Source organism: Exiguobacterium sp. s191 (assembly GCF_018618955.1).
Lineage (GTDB): Bacteria > Bacillota > Bacilli > Exiguobacteriales > Exiguobacteriaceae > Exiguobacterium_A > Exiguobacterium_A abrahamii.
Genome location: NZ_JACSNC010000001.1, coordinates 1,020,460 through 1,036,742, shown reverse-complemented (window position 1 = coordinate 1,036,742; position 16,283 = coordinate 1,020,460). Strand labels below are relative to the sequence as shown.

The 16,283-nt window shown below is 46.8% G+C and carries 18 protein-coding genes; 13 read left to right on the top strand and 5 right to left on the bottom strand.

Translation table 11 applies throughout. The features are described 5' to 3' along the window. Positions 1–211: 211 nt before the first annotated feature. Complete coding sequence (locus KNQ09_RS05625) at positions 212–640, top strand: hypothetical protein (RefSeq protein ID WP_214857824.1); 429 nt, start codon at positions 212–214, stop codon at positions 638–640. A 44-nt stretch (positions 641–684) separates the two neighbouring features. Here KNQ09_RS05625 and KNQ09_RS05620 read toward each other — a convergent pair whose 3' ends face one another. Then, on the bottom strand, positions 685–1,068 hold the full coding sequence (locus KNQ09_RS05620; protein WP_214857822.1) for a VOC family protein: 384 nt from the start codon (positions 1,066–1,068) through the stop codon (positions 685–687). Positions 1,069–1,197: 129 nt separating this feature from the next. Here KNQ09_RS05620 and KNQ09_RS05615 point away from each other — a divergent pair, with 129 nt between their 5' ends. From KNQ09_RS05615 to KNQ09_RS05605, 3 genes are read left to right on the top strand one after another with little or no spacing between them, the layout of a single operon-like run. Next, positions 1,198–2,010 carry an MBL fold metallo-hydrolase gene (locus KNQ09_RS05615; protein WP_214857820.1) on the top strand — a complete coding sequence of 271 codons (813 nt, stop codon included), beginning with the start codon at positions 1,198–1,200 and terminating at the stop codon, positions 2,008–2,010. Further along, on the top strand, positions 2,007–2,483 hold the full coding sequence (locus KNQ09_RS05610; protein ID WP_214857818.1) for an AAA family ATPase: 477 nt from the start codon (positions 2,007–2,009) through the stop codon (positions 2,481–2,483). The genes KNQ09_RS05615 and KNQ09_RS05610 overlap by 4 nt, the downstream gene beginning before the upstream one ends. A 13-nt stretch (positions 2,484–2,496) precedes the next feature. Next, positions 2,497–3,129, top strand: coding sequence for an HAD hydrolase-like protein (locus tag KNQ09_RS05605; protein WP_214857816.1), 633 nt, complete (start codon positions 2,497–2,499; stop codon positions 3,127–3,129). A gap of 42 nt (positions 3,130–3,171) precedes the next feature. On the opposite strand, the gene KNQ09_RS05600 is transcribed toward KNQ09_RS05605, so the two are convergent. After that, entirely contained in the window at positions 3,172–4,557 is a 1,386-nt protein-coding gene (locus KNQ09_RS05600) for an MFS transporter (RefSeq protein WP_023468496.1), read from the bottom strand. A 322-nt stretch (positions 4,558–4,879) separates the two neighbouring features. Here KNQ09_RS05600 and KNQ09_RS05595 point away from each other — a divergent pair, with 322 nt between their 5' ends. After that, positions 4,880–5,221, top strand: a complete 342-nt coding sequence (locus KNQ09_RS05595) for a hypothetical protein (RefSeq protein ID WP_214857814.1) — start codon at positions 4,880–4,882, stop codon at positions 5,219–5,221. A gap of 478 nt (positions 5,222–5,699) precedes the next feature. Here the strand turns inward: KNQ09_RS05595 and KNQ09_RS05590 are convergent, their stop codons facing one another. After that, a complete protein-coding gene (locus tag KNQ09_RS05590; RefSeq protein WP_214857813.1) occupies positions 5,700–6,410 on the bottom strand; it encodes a GntR family transcriptional regulator in 711 nt (236 codons plus the stop codon). Positions 6,411–6,575: 165 nt separating this feature from the next. Between KNQ09_RS05590 and KNQ09_RS05585 the strand changes: the two genes are divergently transcribed. From KNQ09_RS05585 to KNQ09_RS05575, 3 genes are all read left to right on the top strand, one after another. After that, on the top strand, positions 6,576–8,468 hold the full coding sequence (locus KNQ09_RS05585; RefSeq protein WP_214857812.1) for a beta-glucoside-specific PTS transporter subunit IIABC: 1,893 nt from the start codon (positions 6,576–6,578) through the stop codon (positions 8,466–8,468). A 24-nt stretch (positions 8,469–8,492) separates the two neighbouring features. Continuing rightward, on the top strand, positions 8,493–9,950 hold the full coding sequence (gene bglA, locus KNQ09_RS05580; RefSeq protein WP_214770473.1) for a 6-phospho-beta-glucosidase: 1,458 nt from the start codon (positions 8,493–8,495) through the stop codon (positions 9,948–9,950). A gap of 105 nt (positions 9,951–10,055) precedes the next feature. Further along, a complete protein-coding gene (locus KNQ09_RS05575; protein WP_214857811.1) occupies positions 10,056–10,601 on the top strand; it encodes a ribonuclease FAU-1 family protein in 546 nt (181 codons plus the stop codon). Between the two features lie 16 nt (positions 10,602–10,617). Here the strand turns inward: KNQ09_RS05575 and KNQ09_RS05570 are convergent, their stop codons facing one another. Further along, positions 10,618–11,829, bottom strand: coding sequence for an MFS transporter (locus KNQ09_RS05570; RefSeq protein ID WP_214857810.1), 1,212 nt, complete (start codon positions 11,827–11,829; stop codon positions 10,618–10,620). Between the two features lie 130 nt (positions 11,830–11,959). Here KNQ09_RS05570 and KNQ09_RS05565 point away from each other — a divergent pair, with 130 nt between their 5' ends. The 5 genes from KNQ09_RS05565 (at position 11,960) to KNQ09_RS05545 (ending at position 15,651) form a co-directional block, all read left to right on the top strand. Next, a complete protein-coding gene (locus KNQ09_RS05565; protein WP_214857809.1) occupies positions 11,960–12,529 on the top strand; it encodes a GNAT family N-acetyltransferase in 570 nt (189 codons plus the stop codon). A 3-nt stretch (positions 12,530–12,532) separates the two neighbouring features. Beyond that, entirely contained in the window at positions 12,533–13,156 is a 624-nt protein-coding gene (locus KNQ09_RS05560; protein WP_214857807.1) for a zinc dependent phospholipase C family protein, read from the top strand. Between the two features lie 527 nt (positions 13,157–13,683). Further along, the gene (locus KNQ09_RS05555) at positions 13,684–13,902 is read left to right on the top strand and encodes an AbrB/MazE/SpoVT family DNA-binding domain-containing protein (RefSeq protein ID WP_058264909.1); all 219 of its coding nucleotides are present in this window, start codon (positions 13,684–13,686) and stop codon (positions 13,900–13,902) included. Between the two features lie 24 nt (positions 13,903–13,926). After that, positions 13,927–14,427, top strand: coding sequence for a cation:proton antiporter regulatory subunit (locus KNQ09_RS05550; RefSeq protein WP_029341865.1), 501 nt, complete (start codon positions 13,927–13,929; stop codon positions 14,425–14,427). 3 nt (positions 14,428–14,430) lie between these two features. Continuing rightward, a complete protein-coding gene (locus tag KNQ09_RS05545; protein ID WP_214857804.1) occupies positions 14,431–15,651 on the top strand; it encodes a cation:proton antiporter in 1,221 nt (406 codons plus the stop codon). A gap of 50 nt (positions 15,652–15,701) precedes the next feature. On the opposite strand, the gene KNQ09_RS05540 is transcribed toward KNQ09_RS05545, so the two are convergent. Continuing rightward, on the bottom strand, positions 15,702–16,226 hold the full coding sequence (locus KNQ09_RS05540; RefSeq protein ID WP_214857802.1) for a dihydrofolate reductase family protein: 525 nt from the start codon (positions 16,224–16,226) through the stop codon (positions 15,702–15,704). Positions 16,227–16,283 lie beyond the last annotated feature (57 nt).

Below are 16,283 nucleotides of genomic sequence, written 5' to 3'. Positions count from 1 at the left end.
TACTATAAACAAGATTCGGATGCTATTCGAATCTTGTTTTTACACCTAAAACATGTTCAATTTGTACTTGTTTATTGTATTAGCTATATTGAAGGTGGATTGTACCTTCATTCTGTTCACTGTCTAGATTATAATAAGGGACTTTAATCCCATTCAGATAAAGGATTAAAGGCATCCGTCCATTGATCCATGTAAAAGGGAGGTTTTTGCAATGTCCGAAATGACCATCGGAATGTTCGTTCACTTCATTCAACGCTTAGTGCAATCCCCGCGATTCATCGTTCAACAATCCGGGGTAGACGAGAACGCCTATACTTTCGAAATCCGCGAATTGAATCTTTTAAGTGTTTCAAAGACCGAACTGCTCCGCAAAACGATTCATCTACTTCGTGAAAAGACATCAGAAGGTACACGCGAAACGTTGACGAATGAACTGGTCACTCTATCACAAAAGACTTTAATGAAGTCGGATACGATTGCTACGCTTGAAGTGAAGTCCACAATAGAAGGGTCACTGCATCTTACATTTTCGGAAGACAAAAAGATCTGGTTTTTAGGTATTTTAGACACGGAAGAGGCAATCAATCGGTTCACAGAACGTTTTCAAAGCGTCATAAATGACGATCGAACATCTCGTTAAACAAAGCAGGTCGAACCACTAATGTGGCTCGACCTGCTTTTGTCTTATCCTGTACAGAGCATCAAGACGTTGCCGTCGGGATCTGCAAACGTAAAGTAAGCAAAGTCATCGAAACGTTCGATGTCTCGAATGATGGGTGCGTGTAGTGACCGCACAAACTGATAGGATGCATCGATGTCCGTCGTATAAAAATTAAACAAGGCATGGGGAGAAGGGTGATGTCGGTACGTTGCGTCATTCGTATGATCATCGAGCGTCAAACTCGTTGGACCCTCAAGTGGAAGATTGTAGACAGGTGACGAGACGGTCGACGCATCAAACGGCAGCTGCAGTAACTGGTGATACCAAGCGGCGGTACGTTTCACATCCTGAACATGCAAAAAGACAGCGTTCAAGCGGGGCGCAATGAGGTGAGTCAAAATTGACATCAGAATCTCCTCCTTTGTTTTCATACATGTTCCTTTCGATAACCGCCTCTTAATTCCTCCAATCCCTATAAATGGAATATGGTATGATATATCAGGAAAATCATTTACGAATAGGAAGGGAATGATGATATGGAAACCATCATCTGTACGACGTGTGGTGTTGAACAAATCAATCCGCAACGCGAAACATGTCCGATTTGCTTAGAGGAACGACAGTATGTCAATCCAACTGGTCAAACGTGGACGACGCTCGCTGCCATGCAAACGTCAGGAACGTATCAAAACGTCATTAGCGACGACGGAGCAGGCGTCTATGCGATTCAGACGACACCGGCGTTTGGTATCGGTCAGACGGCATATCTTGTCCAAGGAAAATCGTTCAACTTGTTATGGGACTGCATTACATATCTTGATTCAACAACGAAAGAGCAACTTGACGAATTAGGCGGGATTCAGGCAATTGCTTTATCACATCCGCATTATTACGCGACACAAGTCGAATGGGCGGAAACCTTTGACGTGCCGATCTATATTCATGAAGATGATGCGTCGTTCGTGACGCGACCAAGCGAGCGCATCGTCTTCTGGAGTGGTGAACGCTTGGAGTTGACGGAAGATGTGATGTTACATCGCGTCGGTGGTCACTTCAAAGGAGCAGTCATTTGTGAACGAAAAGACGCATCAGCAGGTCTATTGTTGACAGGAGACATCATTCGAATCGTTGCCGATCGGGCATGGGTCAGTTTCATGTACAGCTATCCGAATGTGATTCCGCTTCCGGCAAAGACGGTCGCGCGAATGGCAGAAACGTTACGTCCGCTTCACTTTGAAAAATTATATGACGCCTTTCATCGGAAAATCGAAACCGGTGCGTCTGAAGCAGTAGCGCGCTCTGCAGAGCGGTACATTGCTGCCTTAAACGGGGACTGGTTCACGACATGAAGTCGCGCTTGATCGTCATCCGTGGGAATTCTGGTAGTGGAAAAACGACGCTTGCAAAAGCGTTACGATCGGTCTTACCGGATAGCATCTTATTCTCGCAAGATGTCATCCGCAGGGAGATGTTGAACGTAAAAGATGGACCAGGAAATCCGGCGATTCGCTGGATCGAAGAGTTGATCGGACTTGCTGACGGACGCCACGCGACGATTCTGCTGGAAGGCATTCTTGCACAGGACTGGTACGGTGAGATGATTGACCGGTTAGAACGACGCTTTACTTCACGATACGCGGCGTATTATTTTGACGTCTCATTTGAAGAAACGGTTCGTCGCCATGAAATGCGCCAGCCCACGGAATTTTCTGTGACGGATATGAAACGCTGGTGGATTGATCGGGATCACCGCCCGACAGATCGTCTAATTGCTGAGGATAGATCGATAGAATCCGTGATTCAAATGATAAATCAAGAGTAAAAGGGGAGAGCGAATGACACACTACATTTTTGACATGGATGGAACGTTGTTTCAAACGAATGCCGTGCTGTCGCATGCGCTAGAAGAGGTCTTTCAAGAGTTGCGTCAAACGGAACGCTGGGAGGGGGAAACCCCACTCGCCCTCTATCAGCAGATCATGGGCGTCTCGTTACCGGAAGTCTGGCAGACGTTACTACCGGACTTTTCAGCCACAGACCAACAGGCTGCGGATCACAAGTTTCGACGTAGCTTAGAGCAGGCAGTCAAAGCGGGGCACGGTCGCTTATATCCAGGAACGGTCGAGTTGCTCGTTCGTTTGAAACAAGCGGGTCACTCCGTCTATATCGCTAGTAATGGGTGGCCATCCTACTTGTCAGCAATCGTGACGACGTATGGACTTGAAGCGTATATCGATCATGTCTATAGCATTGAAGACATTCGTTCCGGTGATAAATCAGCACTCGTACGGGAGATTTGTAAGATGCACGATATCTCGTCAGGCTACGTTGTCGGTGACCGCTTATCTGATTTCAAAGCGGCGCATGCGAACGGGCTCGCTGCAATCGGTTGTCAGTTCGATTTTGCACAAGAGCAGGAACTCGCAGTCGCGGACCGAGTCGTAAAAGAGTTGAGTGCTGTCTACTAAAAAGAGCCGTCTTCTGTGGAAGACGACTCTTACTTATAGCAATTATTCTGCCCACCAGAGGGCATCGTCTGGTTTCTTCGCGATCGACGCGACTTCTTTTTCACTCGATACAGTCGGATGCGACCCTTTCAGTGCCTTACCAGCAGTATTCTTAAAGAAGAAGAAGAACGTGACGAAGCCGATGACGCTGACTGCTGTTAGATAGAAAGCAGGAGCAAGCGGATTTTGTGTCGTATGGACGAGCCAAGTCGAAACGAGTGGCGTCGTTCCACCGAAGATCGAGACCGAGACGTTGAACGTCACGGATAGTGTCCGGTAACGGACATCCGTATAGAAGATACTCGGTAGAAGACTTGGCATCGTTCCTTCAAAGATCGCCAAGAAGAAGCCAAGGATGAAGATCCCGATTCCGACGAACAAGAGTGGTTTAAGACCAATCAAGAAGAACGACAGGATTGAGAGCAACGATAGTCCGGCTAACGCGAAAAGGACGATATTACGATTCCCTTTTTTATCACTGAGCTTCCCGAAGAAGTAAGCGAGCGGAATCATGATCACCATGACACCAGTAATTAGAATCGTACTTGTCGAACTTGACATGCCGATGACTTCATCGAGGTACGATGGCATGTAGGACAAGAGCATGTAGTTCGTAATATTGAAGAAGGCAACAGCGATGAAACAAACGATGATATCACGTTTGTGGTCGCGAAGAATTTCGCGGAATGTCGCAGGTTCTTCTGTGTTTTCATTAATCTCATTTTCGAAGATCGGTGATTCATCCAAGTGACGACGTAAATAGAGACCAAATAAACCGAGTGGTGCCCCAAGAATGAAGGGAATCCGCCATCCCCAAGATGCCATTTGATCATCCGATAAGGTGACGAAAAGTGTTGTAGCCAGTAATGAGGCGAGAATATATCCACCGAGTGTACCGATTTCAAGTCCACTTCCGAGAGCACTTCGTTTATTATCTGGTGATGACTCAGCGATGTAGACCATTGCGCCGGCATATTCACCGCCAGTCGAGAATCCTTGTAAGATCCGGGCTAACAATAACAGGATCGGTGCCCAAATTCCGATTTGATCGTAGGTCGGTAATAGTCCAATGATGAGCGTGGAGCCAGCCATCATGACGATTGTCGTTGTTAAGACGACCTTCCGCCCGAGTCGATCTCCGATGCGTCCAAAGACGATTCCGCCGATTGGTCGCATTAAAAAAGCGATCGCAAAGGTCGCAAACGTAAAGACGAGCTTCAGTTCATCATTTTCAACAGCGCTAAAGAAGTTTTGACTGATGATGATTGCGAGATAGGAATAAAGACCAAAATCGAACCATTCCATCGCATTCCCAATTCCGGTCGCGTAGACACTCTTTTTGGTTTGCTGCATGTCAACGACATTGACTTTTTCTTTTCTGAATTTCATAAGTTCTGTTCACTCCCTTTGATAAGTTCGTATCGTACCATAGCAGGAAATGAAGTCAAGTTGCTAATACGCTTAACCACTTGAAAATGACTGAGAATGGCTCTGTGCCGGGAGTTATCAAACCGTTGCGACTCTAAGGACGAACAGGGGTGTGCATTTTTTATGAAAAAAATTGAAATTTTTTTGGATGTTTTCATAAATTCGAAACAATTTTCATATGTTTTCACAACTAAAAAATCAGTAATCCGCCTTTAGGATGAGGGAAGTTAAACTATTTTTTGGTAATTTTAAAATGAAGATGGAAAGTAAAAGGAGAATACTTATGAAGAAGAAATGGATCGCCATTGTATGTCTTGGGCTCATTGTAGTCATCGGTAGTTGGTATGCTGGATTTCAAGAATCAAAAGTATCCGGTTTTCCGGTGCCGCGATTTGCTACGGCAGTTGAAAAACAAGGCGAGTGGAAAATCAAAACCCGTCTAGTCTCGGAAACTGACGGACCGGGTTTACTCTATGGGACTCGGATTCGCCAAGCCGGTTGGAAAGAACTCGATCGTGAAGGCGCAACGGCGTGGTATGAAAAAGACGGGAAAGTGATTGCCTTAACGACATTTGATGGAGAACTGTATCTCGAAAATTCTAGTAAAGATGAGATAGGTATTTAAAGGATGCGATTATTTATAAAATGGAACGGATGGAGTTTGTTTTTCGCCTTGATTCTCTTTCTTCCTGTTGATATGACATTGAACATCGAACGTATTATCCGCATAACGGGAACATCATACCAATTTTTTTATCTAATCGATGGCCTGTTGATATTGGTGTGCACTATTCTATTCTTTACGCCTATTCGACTGATTCGGGGGATAACAATTCGAAACCGACTTATTTGGTCGACTTCTTTCAGTTGGATACCGTATTTCTTCTTTATGTCGTATGCTCTGAGTCAGTGGTTTCCAGTCACGTATCCTACTGATTTTCCGAGCCCAGTCCTTGGCTTATTATTGATTGGTGTTTTAGCGATTTATCCGTTTTGTATATTAATTTTAATTAGTTTCTTAAAAGAAAAAGCGAAATCCGATGGAACGTCTTAAGTAAAATGAAGACAATCATCAGACTTCGCTTTTTTACTTTTTTCATTTGTTAAAGGTATAGCCCATTTGCCTGAACGACGAAATGCGAATGTTCATAGTGGTAAGTGATGACGGAATAGTCGAACGGACGACCGTTCGTCAAATGAAACACCGTCTCGATCGTCAATCCAGGATCGCCCGCGGTGAGATCCAAATGACGAGCCGACTCAGCGCTTAACTTCCCGACGTGCATATACATATCCGAGAACCCAATATTCAATTGAAGTGCTGTCTCTAAGTATTCGAAGATCGACTTCTCGACGATTTCACGATTTAAGTACGGAACGATCGATTGGCGATAGTAAGACTCTTCGAGACAGAGGATCTTGCCGTCGATATAGCGGATTCGCTTGACGTAATAAACCGTCTCACCTGCCTCGATCCCGAGATTCTTCGCGATGTTATCGGTTGCAGCGATTGGTTCGAGTGCGAGAACGGTCGACTCGATCGTATGACCGACGAGATTCTGCTTGAATCCTTGGGTCGAGAACAGGCGAATGTAGCCAGTTCGATTCGTCTTCCGGACAAAAATCCCGCTTCCACGGACTTGAAAGATGATTCCTTTTCGTTCAAGTAACTCAAGTGATTTTGTCATCGTCGTCTTACTGACAGCGAACTGCCGGATCAACTCTTCGAGAATCGGCAGTTTGTCCCCTTGTTTCAACTCATGTTGTTCTATGTACCGTTCGATTTCATCGGCCGTCTGTTGGTATTTCAGCATAGGACACCTTCTTTTCTTGCGAACTTTTTTCTTTCTTCAGTATAGCATAAGCCATCTCTTAATTAATGGCATGGTAAATTTAATTATTTATGTATTGATTAATTGTGCATGTACAATTAAAATGAAAGGGTATTCAACGCGTTTTATTCAGGGGAGGGACACGATATGGGCAAGGTTCGTGATTATCAACAGTTAGCGCATTCGATTTTAGAAGCTGTCGGGGGAGAAGATAACGTCATCAGCGCCGTCCGATGTGCTACACGACTTCGTCTTGTCTTGAAACGATCGGATTCGTCAGCCAAGGAAACAGTCAGTGCATTACCTGGCGTCATTACGGTCGTTGAGTCTGGCGGGCAGTTTCAGGTCGTCATTGGTCAACACGTCGGGGAAGTCCATCAAGAGTTTGTAAAACTTGTCGATCTGGAACAATCGGAAACGGAAGAGGCACCGAAAGGGACGGTCCTCAACCGAATCATAGCGACGATGTCAGCCGTCTTTGCACCGTTCGTCTACATCTTAGCTGCAGCGGGGATTCTGCAGGGAACTCTGATTTTGACGACGCTCGCTTTTCCAGCATTTGCGAAGACAGGTACTTATGAAGTCTTCAGCTTCATCTCATGGGCACCATTTACGTTCTTGCCGATTTTCATTGCCATCACGGCAGCGAATCATTTTAAGGTCAACGCCTTCATCGCGGTCGCCTGTAGTGCGGCACTTGTCAGTCCAACATGGGCAGATATCGCAGCACGCATCACTGCCGGTGAATCCATCACGTTCCTAGGAATCGCTTTATCCGGTACAACGTATACGTCATCGGTCTTACCGCCATTATTCCTCGTCTGGATTTTGTCCTATGTTGAGCGATTCCTGAACAAGACGATTCATGAAGTCATTCGTCCGTTGTTCGTTCCATTCTTCAGTATGGTATTGATGGTGCCGCTTACGATTCTCTTGATCGGACCGATCACGACACTTGGTGCAGAAGGGATCGCAAACGGGTATAACTACTTAGCGGAGAATGCTCCTGCGGTAGCTGGTCTCATCATCGGTGGCTTCTGGCAAGTCATCGTTATCTTCGGTGTCCACTGGGGTGTCACGCCGATGGTACTCGCAAACTTTGAGCAATATGGTCGCGACTCGTTCCAAGCCTACCAAACGATTGCCGTCATCGCCCAAATCGGTGCCGTCATCGGGGTCATCTTGAAAGCACGTAACAAAGAAACGAAAAAAGTCGGGGTCTCAGCCGGACTGACGGGCATCTTCGGTATCACGGAACCAGCTATCTATGGGGTGACGCTCCGTTTTAAAAAACCGTTCATCTATGGCTGTATCTCAGGAGCAATCGGTGCTGTCACGGCAAGTTTCTTTAAACCGTATTACTTTGCCTACGCTGGGTTACCGGGACCATTGACGCTCGTCAACGGTATCGATTCCGACTATCCATCGTCGATCATCGGCTTATTGATTGGAACGGCGATTGCCTTGATTCTACCCATCGTTTTGATTCAAGTGTTCGGTTTCGGGGAGCAGGCTGCTCCGGTCGTAGCATCTGAAAGTACAGCGACACCAGTTGCAAAACAAGAAGTCAGCGCAACTCTGACAAACGAAGAGACGCTTCGCGCACCACTTGAAGGAACGATTGTTGCTTTATCAGATGTACCGGATCCTGTATTTGCTTCCGGTGCGATGGGACAAGGGGTAGCGATTCGTCCGACGAACAACCGGGTTACGGCTCCGTTTGACGGAACCGTCGTCATGGTCGCCCCGTCAGGTCACGCGATCGGATTACGCTCGACGAGTGGTGTCGAAGTTTTGATCCATGTCGGTCTTGAGACCGTGACGCTCGACGGTAAACCGTTTACGCTTCACGTCAAAGAAGGCGAATCCGTGACGACAGGTGATCTACTCGTAACGTTTGATGCGACAGCAATTGAAGCGCATGGACTCGAGACGATCACGCCAATCATTATCACGAACACTCAGAGTTATGCGGAAATCCTACCGACGGACGAGACGGTCACGACGGCAAACACACAGATCTTGACGATCATCAAGTAAGAGAAATAGAAGGAGGACATGAAGATGAAGACATTACCAAACGATTTCTTATGGGGCGGTGCGTTAGCGGCGCATCAATTCGAAGGCGGCTGGAACGCTGGTGGAAAAGGACCGAGCGTCGTCGATGTATTGACGGCAGGGGCGCACGGTGTCGCTCGTCGCATCACGGATCAAGTAGAAGAGGATGAATTTTATCCGAACCATGAAGCGATTGATTTCTATCATCGTTATAAAGAGGACATCGCGCTGTTCGCTGAGATGGGACTGAAGTGTCTCCGGACATCGATCGGTTGGAGTCGGATTTTCCCGAACGGGGACGAGACAGAACCGAACGAAGAAGGACTGAAGTTCTATGATGACGTCTTCGACGAATTACTGAAATACGGCATCGAACCAATCATCACGTTGTCGCATTTTGAGATGCCACTCCATCTTGCGCGTGAATATGGCGGTTTCCGCAACCGGAAAGTAGCGCTGTTCTTCGAAAAATTCGCGGAAGTCTGTTTCACGCGTTACAAAGACAAGGTCAAATACTGGATGACATTCAATGAGATCAACAACAAGATGGACGTCAGCAATCCATTATTCCTCTGGACGAATTCCGGTGTCCTCCTTGATCCGGAAGAGAACGCGATGGAAGTCATGTATCAAACGGGACACCACGAGTTACTCGCAAGTGCACTTGCCGTCGCGAAAGGAAAAGCGATCAACCCGGACTTCGAGATCGGAGCAATGGTCTCGCACGTACCAATCTATCCGTATTCATCGCACCCGGAAGACATCCTGCTCGCTGAGACATCGATGCGTCAGCGCTATTTCTTCCCAGACGTCCAAGTCCGCGGCTACTATCCGTCTTATGCGTTGAATGAGTTCAAACGGGAAGGGTATGATATTCCGATTCTAGACGGTGACGCAGAAATCTTGCGAAACGGAACAGTCGACTATCTCGGATTCAGTTACTACATGTCGACGACCGTTAAACATGATGCTGTCGTCAATAACACGGGAAATATCGTCAACGGTGGTCTCGCAAACGGCGTTGAGAACCCATACATCCAGTCGAGTGATTGGGGTTGGGCAATTGATCCGGTTGGTCTCCGATATGCGATGAATCGTCTATACGATCGTTACCAGATTCCATTGTTCATCGTCGAAAACGGCTTTGGTGCAATCGATACGATCGAGGATGGTCAGATTCATGACACGGCGCGAATTGATTACTTGCGTGCGCATATCGAAGCATTCAAAGCAGCTGTACTCGAAGATGGCATCGAATTGATTGGTTACACGCCGTGGGGTGTCATCGACATCGTCTCCTTTACGACAGGGGAGATGAAAAAGCGCTATGGCATGATCTATGTTGATCGGGATAACGAAGGCAACGGATCAATGGAACGGATGAAAAAAGACTCGTTCGATTGGTACCGTCACGTCATCGAGACGAATGGTGCTGCGTTACACGGTTCAGAGACGGCAAAATGATGAAGTAAGGGGCAACGGAAAAAATCCGTTGCCCCTTTTTTTAAAGAATTAGAACGAAAAAGAAGTGGGGTATGGCACACTAAGGAAAAAACGGGGGACCGGTAAATGATCAAAAAACGCTATGCCGATCGACGTGACTGGCGTCGCATCACACAACGACACTATGTTCATGAACAGGTAGAAAACGAGGTGTTCAACGGACATGTGACACTCCTTCAACTGATTGAAGTCACTTCACCGTTAGATGTCCGTTATGGTGACGAAACGATTCGAATCGCTGACGCTGGTTACGTCTGGGTACAACAATTCCCAAGCGATGCCCATCATGCCGTGACCTCGATGTTTGACGCCGCAGGTCAGTTAGTACAAACCTATATCGATATCTGTCTTCGTACCGGAGTGGAGGACGGACGAGTCTACTGGGAGGATCTGTTTCTCGATCTGCTCGCCTTGCCATCGGGACAAGTTTTGTTAATCGACACGGACGAACTAGAAGCAGCACGAGATCAAGGGGAGGTCTCACAAGCGGAATATGCGCTCGCTTGGGCAGAAGCGAAGCGACTGCAAAAACAACTACAAGATGGATCTTTTCCGCTCGTCGCACACGCAGAAGTGATGAAACAGCAACTCAAACAGGGAACACCGCGTTGACGGGGTTCCCTGTTTTTTAGGCGTGTCGCTCTGCTTTAACTTCGTTCGTCGTAAAGTACCGTTGCTTGCGCGGGAGGAGAACCAATCCGAGAAAACAGATTGTCACGATCACGAGGAGGCAGGCAAATAGAATTGTACTGAAGCGAATCGACCAGATATCACCGAGCAGACCGATGCCGACGATCGCTAGAATCTGTAGCAGACTGACACCGACTCCGTAAAGACTCGTAAAGCGTCCCATTAAGTGTAGTGGAATATTCGTCTGTTGGAACGTTAGGAAACCGGTCCCCGCAAATGCGTGGAAACAACCGAGCAACAAGAAACCGATACAGACGATTGAAAATGAATTCGCACTTGCATACAGCATGTAACCGACAGCGACAAATACATAGCCAATCGTCAGCATCGTCCGAACGGAGAGTGTTTTGGCGTAGCGGGCGACGACCCAGCTGCCGGCGACGGAACCAATCCCAGTCAGGCTCATCAGTAAACCGTAATCGGTTTCCGATAAGCCGATGCTCCGCTGTAAAAAGACGACTTCTTGTGTATCAAGCGCAAGTGTCGCGATCATCATCAGCATCGCGAGGATATACAATCCGGTCACGTAGCGTGCGCTTTTGCTGAACTGATAGACAAGCCGCCAATCAGATATAATGTCTTGCAGCCGCATCCCTCGTTCGACCGAAGCGGTAAAACGCGGCAAGCGCATCAGTAGGACAGCTGATCCGAGAAACGAGATGGCATTGAGCCAAATGGCAATGTCAGTAGAAGCAACATAGAGCAGTCCTCCAGCGAGAGCCGGACCAATTAAAAAAGCACCAGACGTGATCAGACTACGATAGGCATTAAACGACGTCCGATCGTTTTGTGGAACAAGCGTCGTGATGTAGGTCAACGTTGCCGGTTCGACGACCGCTTTGATGATAGCTAAGGCGATCAAGTCGATGTAAAGCAACGATAATGGTAGAAATGGCATGATACCGATTAAGAAAGCTCGTAACAAATCAGTCTGAATCAACAGTCGACGTAAGTCGGATCGATCGACCCAACTTCCCGCGAACGACTTGATGACGAGAGCGACGACCGGACTGATGATCCAAAGCGCAGCAACGGCTGACGCTGAGCCGGTCAAGCGATAGATATAAACGTTGATCGCAACGAGATAAATGAAGTCACCAAACTGTGAAATACCGAGTGCACTTAAGAGCGTTCGCTCCCGAGAAGACATGACAACACCCTTTCTTACATCATTTTCCAATAGTATACCAGAAAATTCTGATACCGTTTTCGTATATCTCTATACTTTTTATGGAAGAGTGGGTATACTTGGAAAAAATCAAGGGAAGAAGGGTTTGATCATGTTAACGACCATCGATTTATATCAAGCTTTGCCTGTACTTGAAACGGAGCGACTCCGTTTGCGACCGGTTCGCATAGAAGATGCAGCAGATATCTATGCCTACACGAAAGATGAAGAGACGGCGCGATATGTCAGCTGGCATGCGCATAAAAGCCTCGCGGACTCTGAGCAATTCGTCGAACATATCCTTCGCCAATACGAACTAGGGAATCCGGCACCTTGGGCAATTGAAGACAAAATGAACGGACGAGTCATCGGAACGATTGATTTCATCAAAGTCTCGTTTGAGCAACAGCAAGCAGAACTCGGTTATGCGCTGTCGCGCGATTACTGGGGGAAGGGTTTGATGCCGGAAGCAGCAGCGCGTCTCGTACAGTACGGTTTTGAGACACTCGGACTCGAGCACATTCAAGCCCGTTGTTTTGTTGCGAATGATGGATCAGCTCGTGTCATGGAAAAGATTGGCATGACGTTCGAAGGGATCTCGCGGAGTGCTTTATTCGTTAAAGAGCGTTTCTGGGACTTAAAAATTTATGCGATCACGCGTAGCGATTACGAAGGGAAGTAAGCGATGGGTTCACGACTGATGCATGCCTACATCGGAAAACGATTGATTACGTTACTTTCGGAACTAGACCCCGCTCGATTTCTTCTCGGTGCGGTCGCTCCTGATGCATGCTATGAGGAGAAGGAGCAAGCCCACTATTATACGGGTGAATTAGCGAGCGGAACACGAGCGATTGACTACGAAGCGTTTTGGAGAGACTCGGCGTCTTGGGATCCATCTTTTCGAAGTGGCTATTACGTCCATCTGATAGCGGACGATATTTGGTTACGCGGTTTTTATATGGGGTGGTTACGGCAAGCGATTATAGCTGACGCCTCGATTGGTTCAAGGTATCATGATGACTTCAGGCGGTACAATACACGCATTGCTCCGTTCGTGAATTGGAATGAACAAGCGATCAACGGAGCGCTTCATGAAGTGAGTGTGCAATCGAGATGGAAATCACTTCCGCATTTCATTAGAGAGGTAGAAGAGGACCAACGAACCGTTCTGCCACAAGAATATGATATCTTGTTGCCATGTCAATTGGATGGATACATCGAAACAGCGATTGAACGGTCCATCCATCACCTAGGTGAAAAAGGGCTAAAGATTGTTCCGGCCAAAGAATCATCTCCGAATCATTGAAAAAACCCATTTGACGGTACCGAATAAGATGTAGCAGCATCCGTTCAGCAGACCAAACCAAATGATACTTAACAAATTTCCTAAACCTGTGAACCAGTCCGTAAATGGTGTGAGAAATAGAAAGAGTACGATAACGGTTGAACTGACAGAAAGAATGAAGAAAAAAATTGCTAAACCAGCGAGTATAGAAGAAATAAGTCGCTTGTAGATAAGATAGATCGCTGCCATGTTCAACGATAAAATATAGATTACAAACGCAATTGAAAATAATTGCGACATAAAATCACCTCCGAATAACAATAAGACGAAGAACGCATCCATTTAGATTAGGATGCGTTTTTCTATGTTTATTATAAGATGTCTTGAAAATAATCGTATGAATACGGTTGAACAAAAAGAAAATCGATTTTTAAATTTAAATTCAAAGCAAAACACTCGGAATAAGTTTAGAACTATGTTATATTGGAAATAAGAAAAGTAAGGAAGTAAGGAATACAAGAAAAAACACAGAAAGAAGGAAGTTCGTGATGGAGCTATCAAAGTTAACGTCAAAAGGACAGATCACCATCCCCAAAAAAATTCGGCAGGCCTTGCAAGTGGAGGAAGGAGATCGCGTGGCATTCATTGAGGAGGACGGGTTTGTCATCATGGCGAAAGCGGATTTGAAACAGCTGCATGACCTTCAAGATATATTGAGTGATGAGGCGTTCAAGACACTCATCCACAAAGCGAATCATCATTTGTAAAATCAAAAAAGGAGGAAATAACAGATGGATATGCGCGAAGTAGATTTACCAGGAATCGGACGGAAGTTCGAAGGCATCACGACACGAGGAGATAAGGTGGTCGTCATCGTCCATGACGACGGACGACGCGAGATGCATCACTATGATGATGACGATTTTGATGAGAGCATCTCGAGCGTGACGTTCAATGACGCAGAAGCCCGTCAGATGGCAGGAATTCTCGGAGGATTATCCTATAAGCCGAAGGATCTTGAAAAGATCGAACTCGCGTTTGATGATCTCGTCATCGAGTGGTTCAAAGTCGGTCAGGATTCAAAGGTCAACAATCGGACGATTGGAGAGCTCGATGTCCGTAACCATTACGATATTTCAATCATTGCGGTGCTCAAGCATGACCGTTCAAAATCGCTTAACCCAGGACCGGATACACGCCTTGAAGCCGGTGATACGATTGTCTTATCTGGAGAGCGTCAAAACATCCGTCACATCACGAAAGCATTATTCTCAATCGAAGGAGGCGGATAATATATGGATCATCTCATATTTGAAGTCGGTACCGCGCTTATCTTAGTGGCAATCGCGGCAGTGCTCGCGAACAGACTCAATTTCTCGATCATCCCGTTTCTAATCATTCTCGGGATGATTGTTGGACCGCACGCTCCGACAATCGGGATACTAGACTTCAAGTTCATTGAAAGTGCTGAGTTCATCAGCTTCCTCGGACGAATCGGCGTCCTATTCCTCTTATTCTATCTCGGACTCGAGTTCTCGGTCGGTAAGTTGATCCGGTCCGGAAAATCAATTGTCACGAGTGGAACGATTTATTTATCGATTAACTTCACCGGTGGTCTCTTATACGGATTCATCGCTGGATTCCCACTCTATGAAGTACTCGTCATCGCTGGGATCATCACGATCTCCTCGAGTGCGATCGTGGCAAAAGTCCTCGTTGATCTCCGCCGGACCGGTAATACGGAGACGGAGTTGATTCTTGGAATCATCATGTTCGAGGACATTTTCCTCGCGGTTTATTTGTCGGTCTTATCGGGACTGCTTCTCGGCGGTGGGACGACATTACTCGCATCTCTTACGTCAATCTTGATCGCCCTCGGCTATATGTTGCTGTTCTTCATCGTCGCTCGGAAGGCAACACCGCTTTTGAATAAGATGCTGAAGATTGCCTCGGATGAAGTCTTCATCATCGTCGTCTTTGCTGCCTTGTTCTTCATCGCTGGATTCTCGGAAACGATTCATGTCGCAGAAGCGATCGGAGCGTTGTTACTCGGTCTCGTCTTCTCGGAAACCGATCAAGGAGAGCGGATCGAACATCTCGTCGTTCCATTCCGTGATTTCTTCGGTGCGATCTTCTTCTTCAGTTTCGGATTAAGTATCGATCCGACAATGTTGCTTGACGCTGTCTGGCTCGCACTCGGTGCCGTCGTCATCACGATCATCGGGAACTACGTGGCCGGTATGATTGCGGGGCGTAAAGCAGGCTTGTCACACAAAGCATCCTCGAACATCGGCTTGACGATTGTCTCGCGCGGGGAGTTCTCGATCATTGTCGCGAATCTTGGAATCGCTGGTGGATTGATGGATATCTTGTCACCATTCTCTGCCTTGTATGTCTTGATTCTCGCCATCGTCGGACCGTTGATGACGAAGGAATCAAAACGGATTTACAACGTCATGAATAAAATCTTCAAGTGGACGGAACCAAAAGAGAAAAAAACGAAGAAAAATGCCTGACTGATATAAACGAACAACCGGTTCGCTTTCCCGAACCGGTTGTTGTTGTTTTAAGTCAAGACTTCATACGTCGCCATCAGGAATTGTCCCGAATGGCGACTTGCTGTCAAACGAAGATTCGTTTCATTCGTCCCTTCCGGAAACAGCGGGATGCCTGTTCCGAGGATGACAGGGGCGATCGCCAGTTCAATCGAGCGGATGCGTTTTAAGCGCAACGCTTCTTGAATCAATTCGCCACCACCGACAAGCCAGACGTTACCTTCGATCGTTGGCGAAATCCGGTCAAGCAGTTGATCGAGCGGTTCATCCGTATAAGTGACTGTCTCAGACGTTTGTTGCGTCCGGCTATAGACATAACTCGGAATATCTGCGTAAGGGTATGTCTCGCTGAGTTGCAGGACCTCATCATATGTTTTTCGTCCCATGATGACGGCACCGACTTGATCATAGAACGCTTGATAACCATTATCCCCGTCTCCGGCAACGGCAAATAACCAATCAAGTGAACCGTCGAGTCTAGCAATTTTCCCATCAAGACTACAAGCGATATAAAGAACGGTCGTAGGTTGCGACATCCATAATTCCTCCTTTTGCATCGTGTGACTTCATCTTAGCGTATAATGACGACAAAA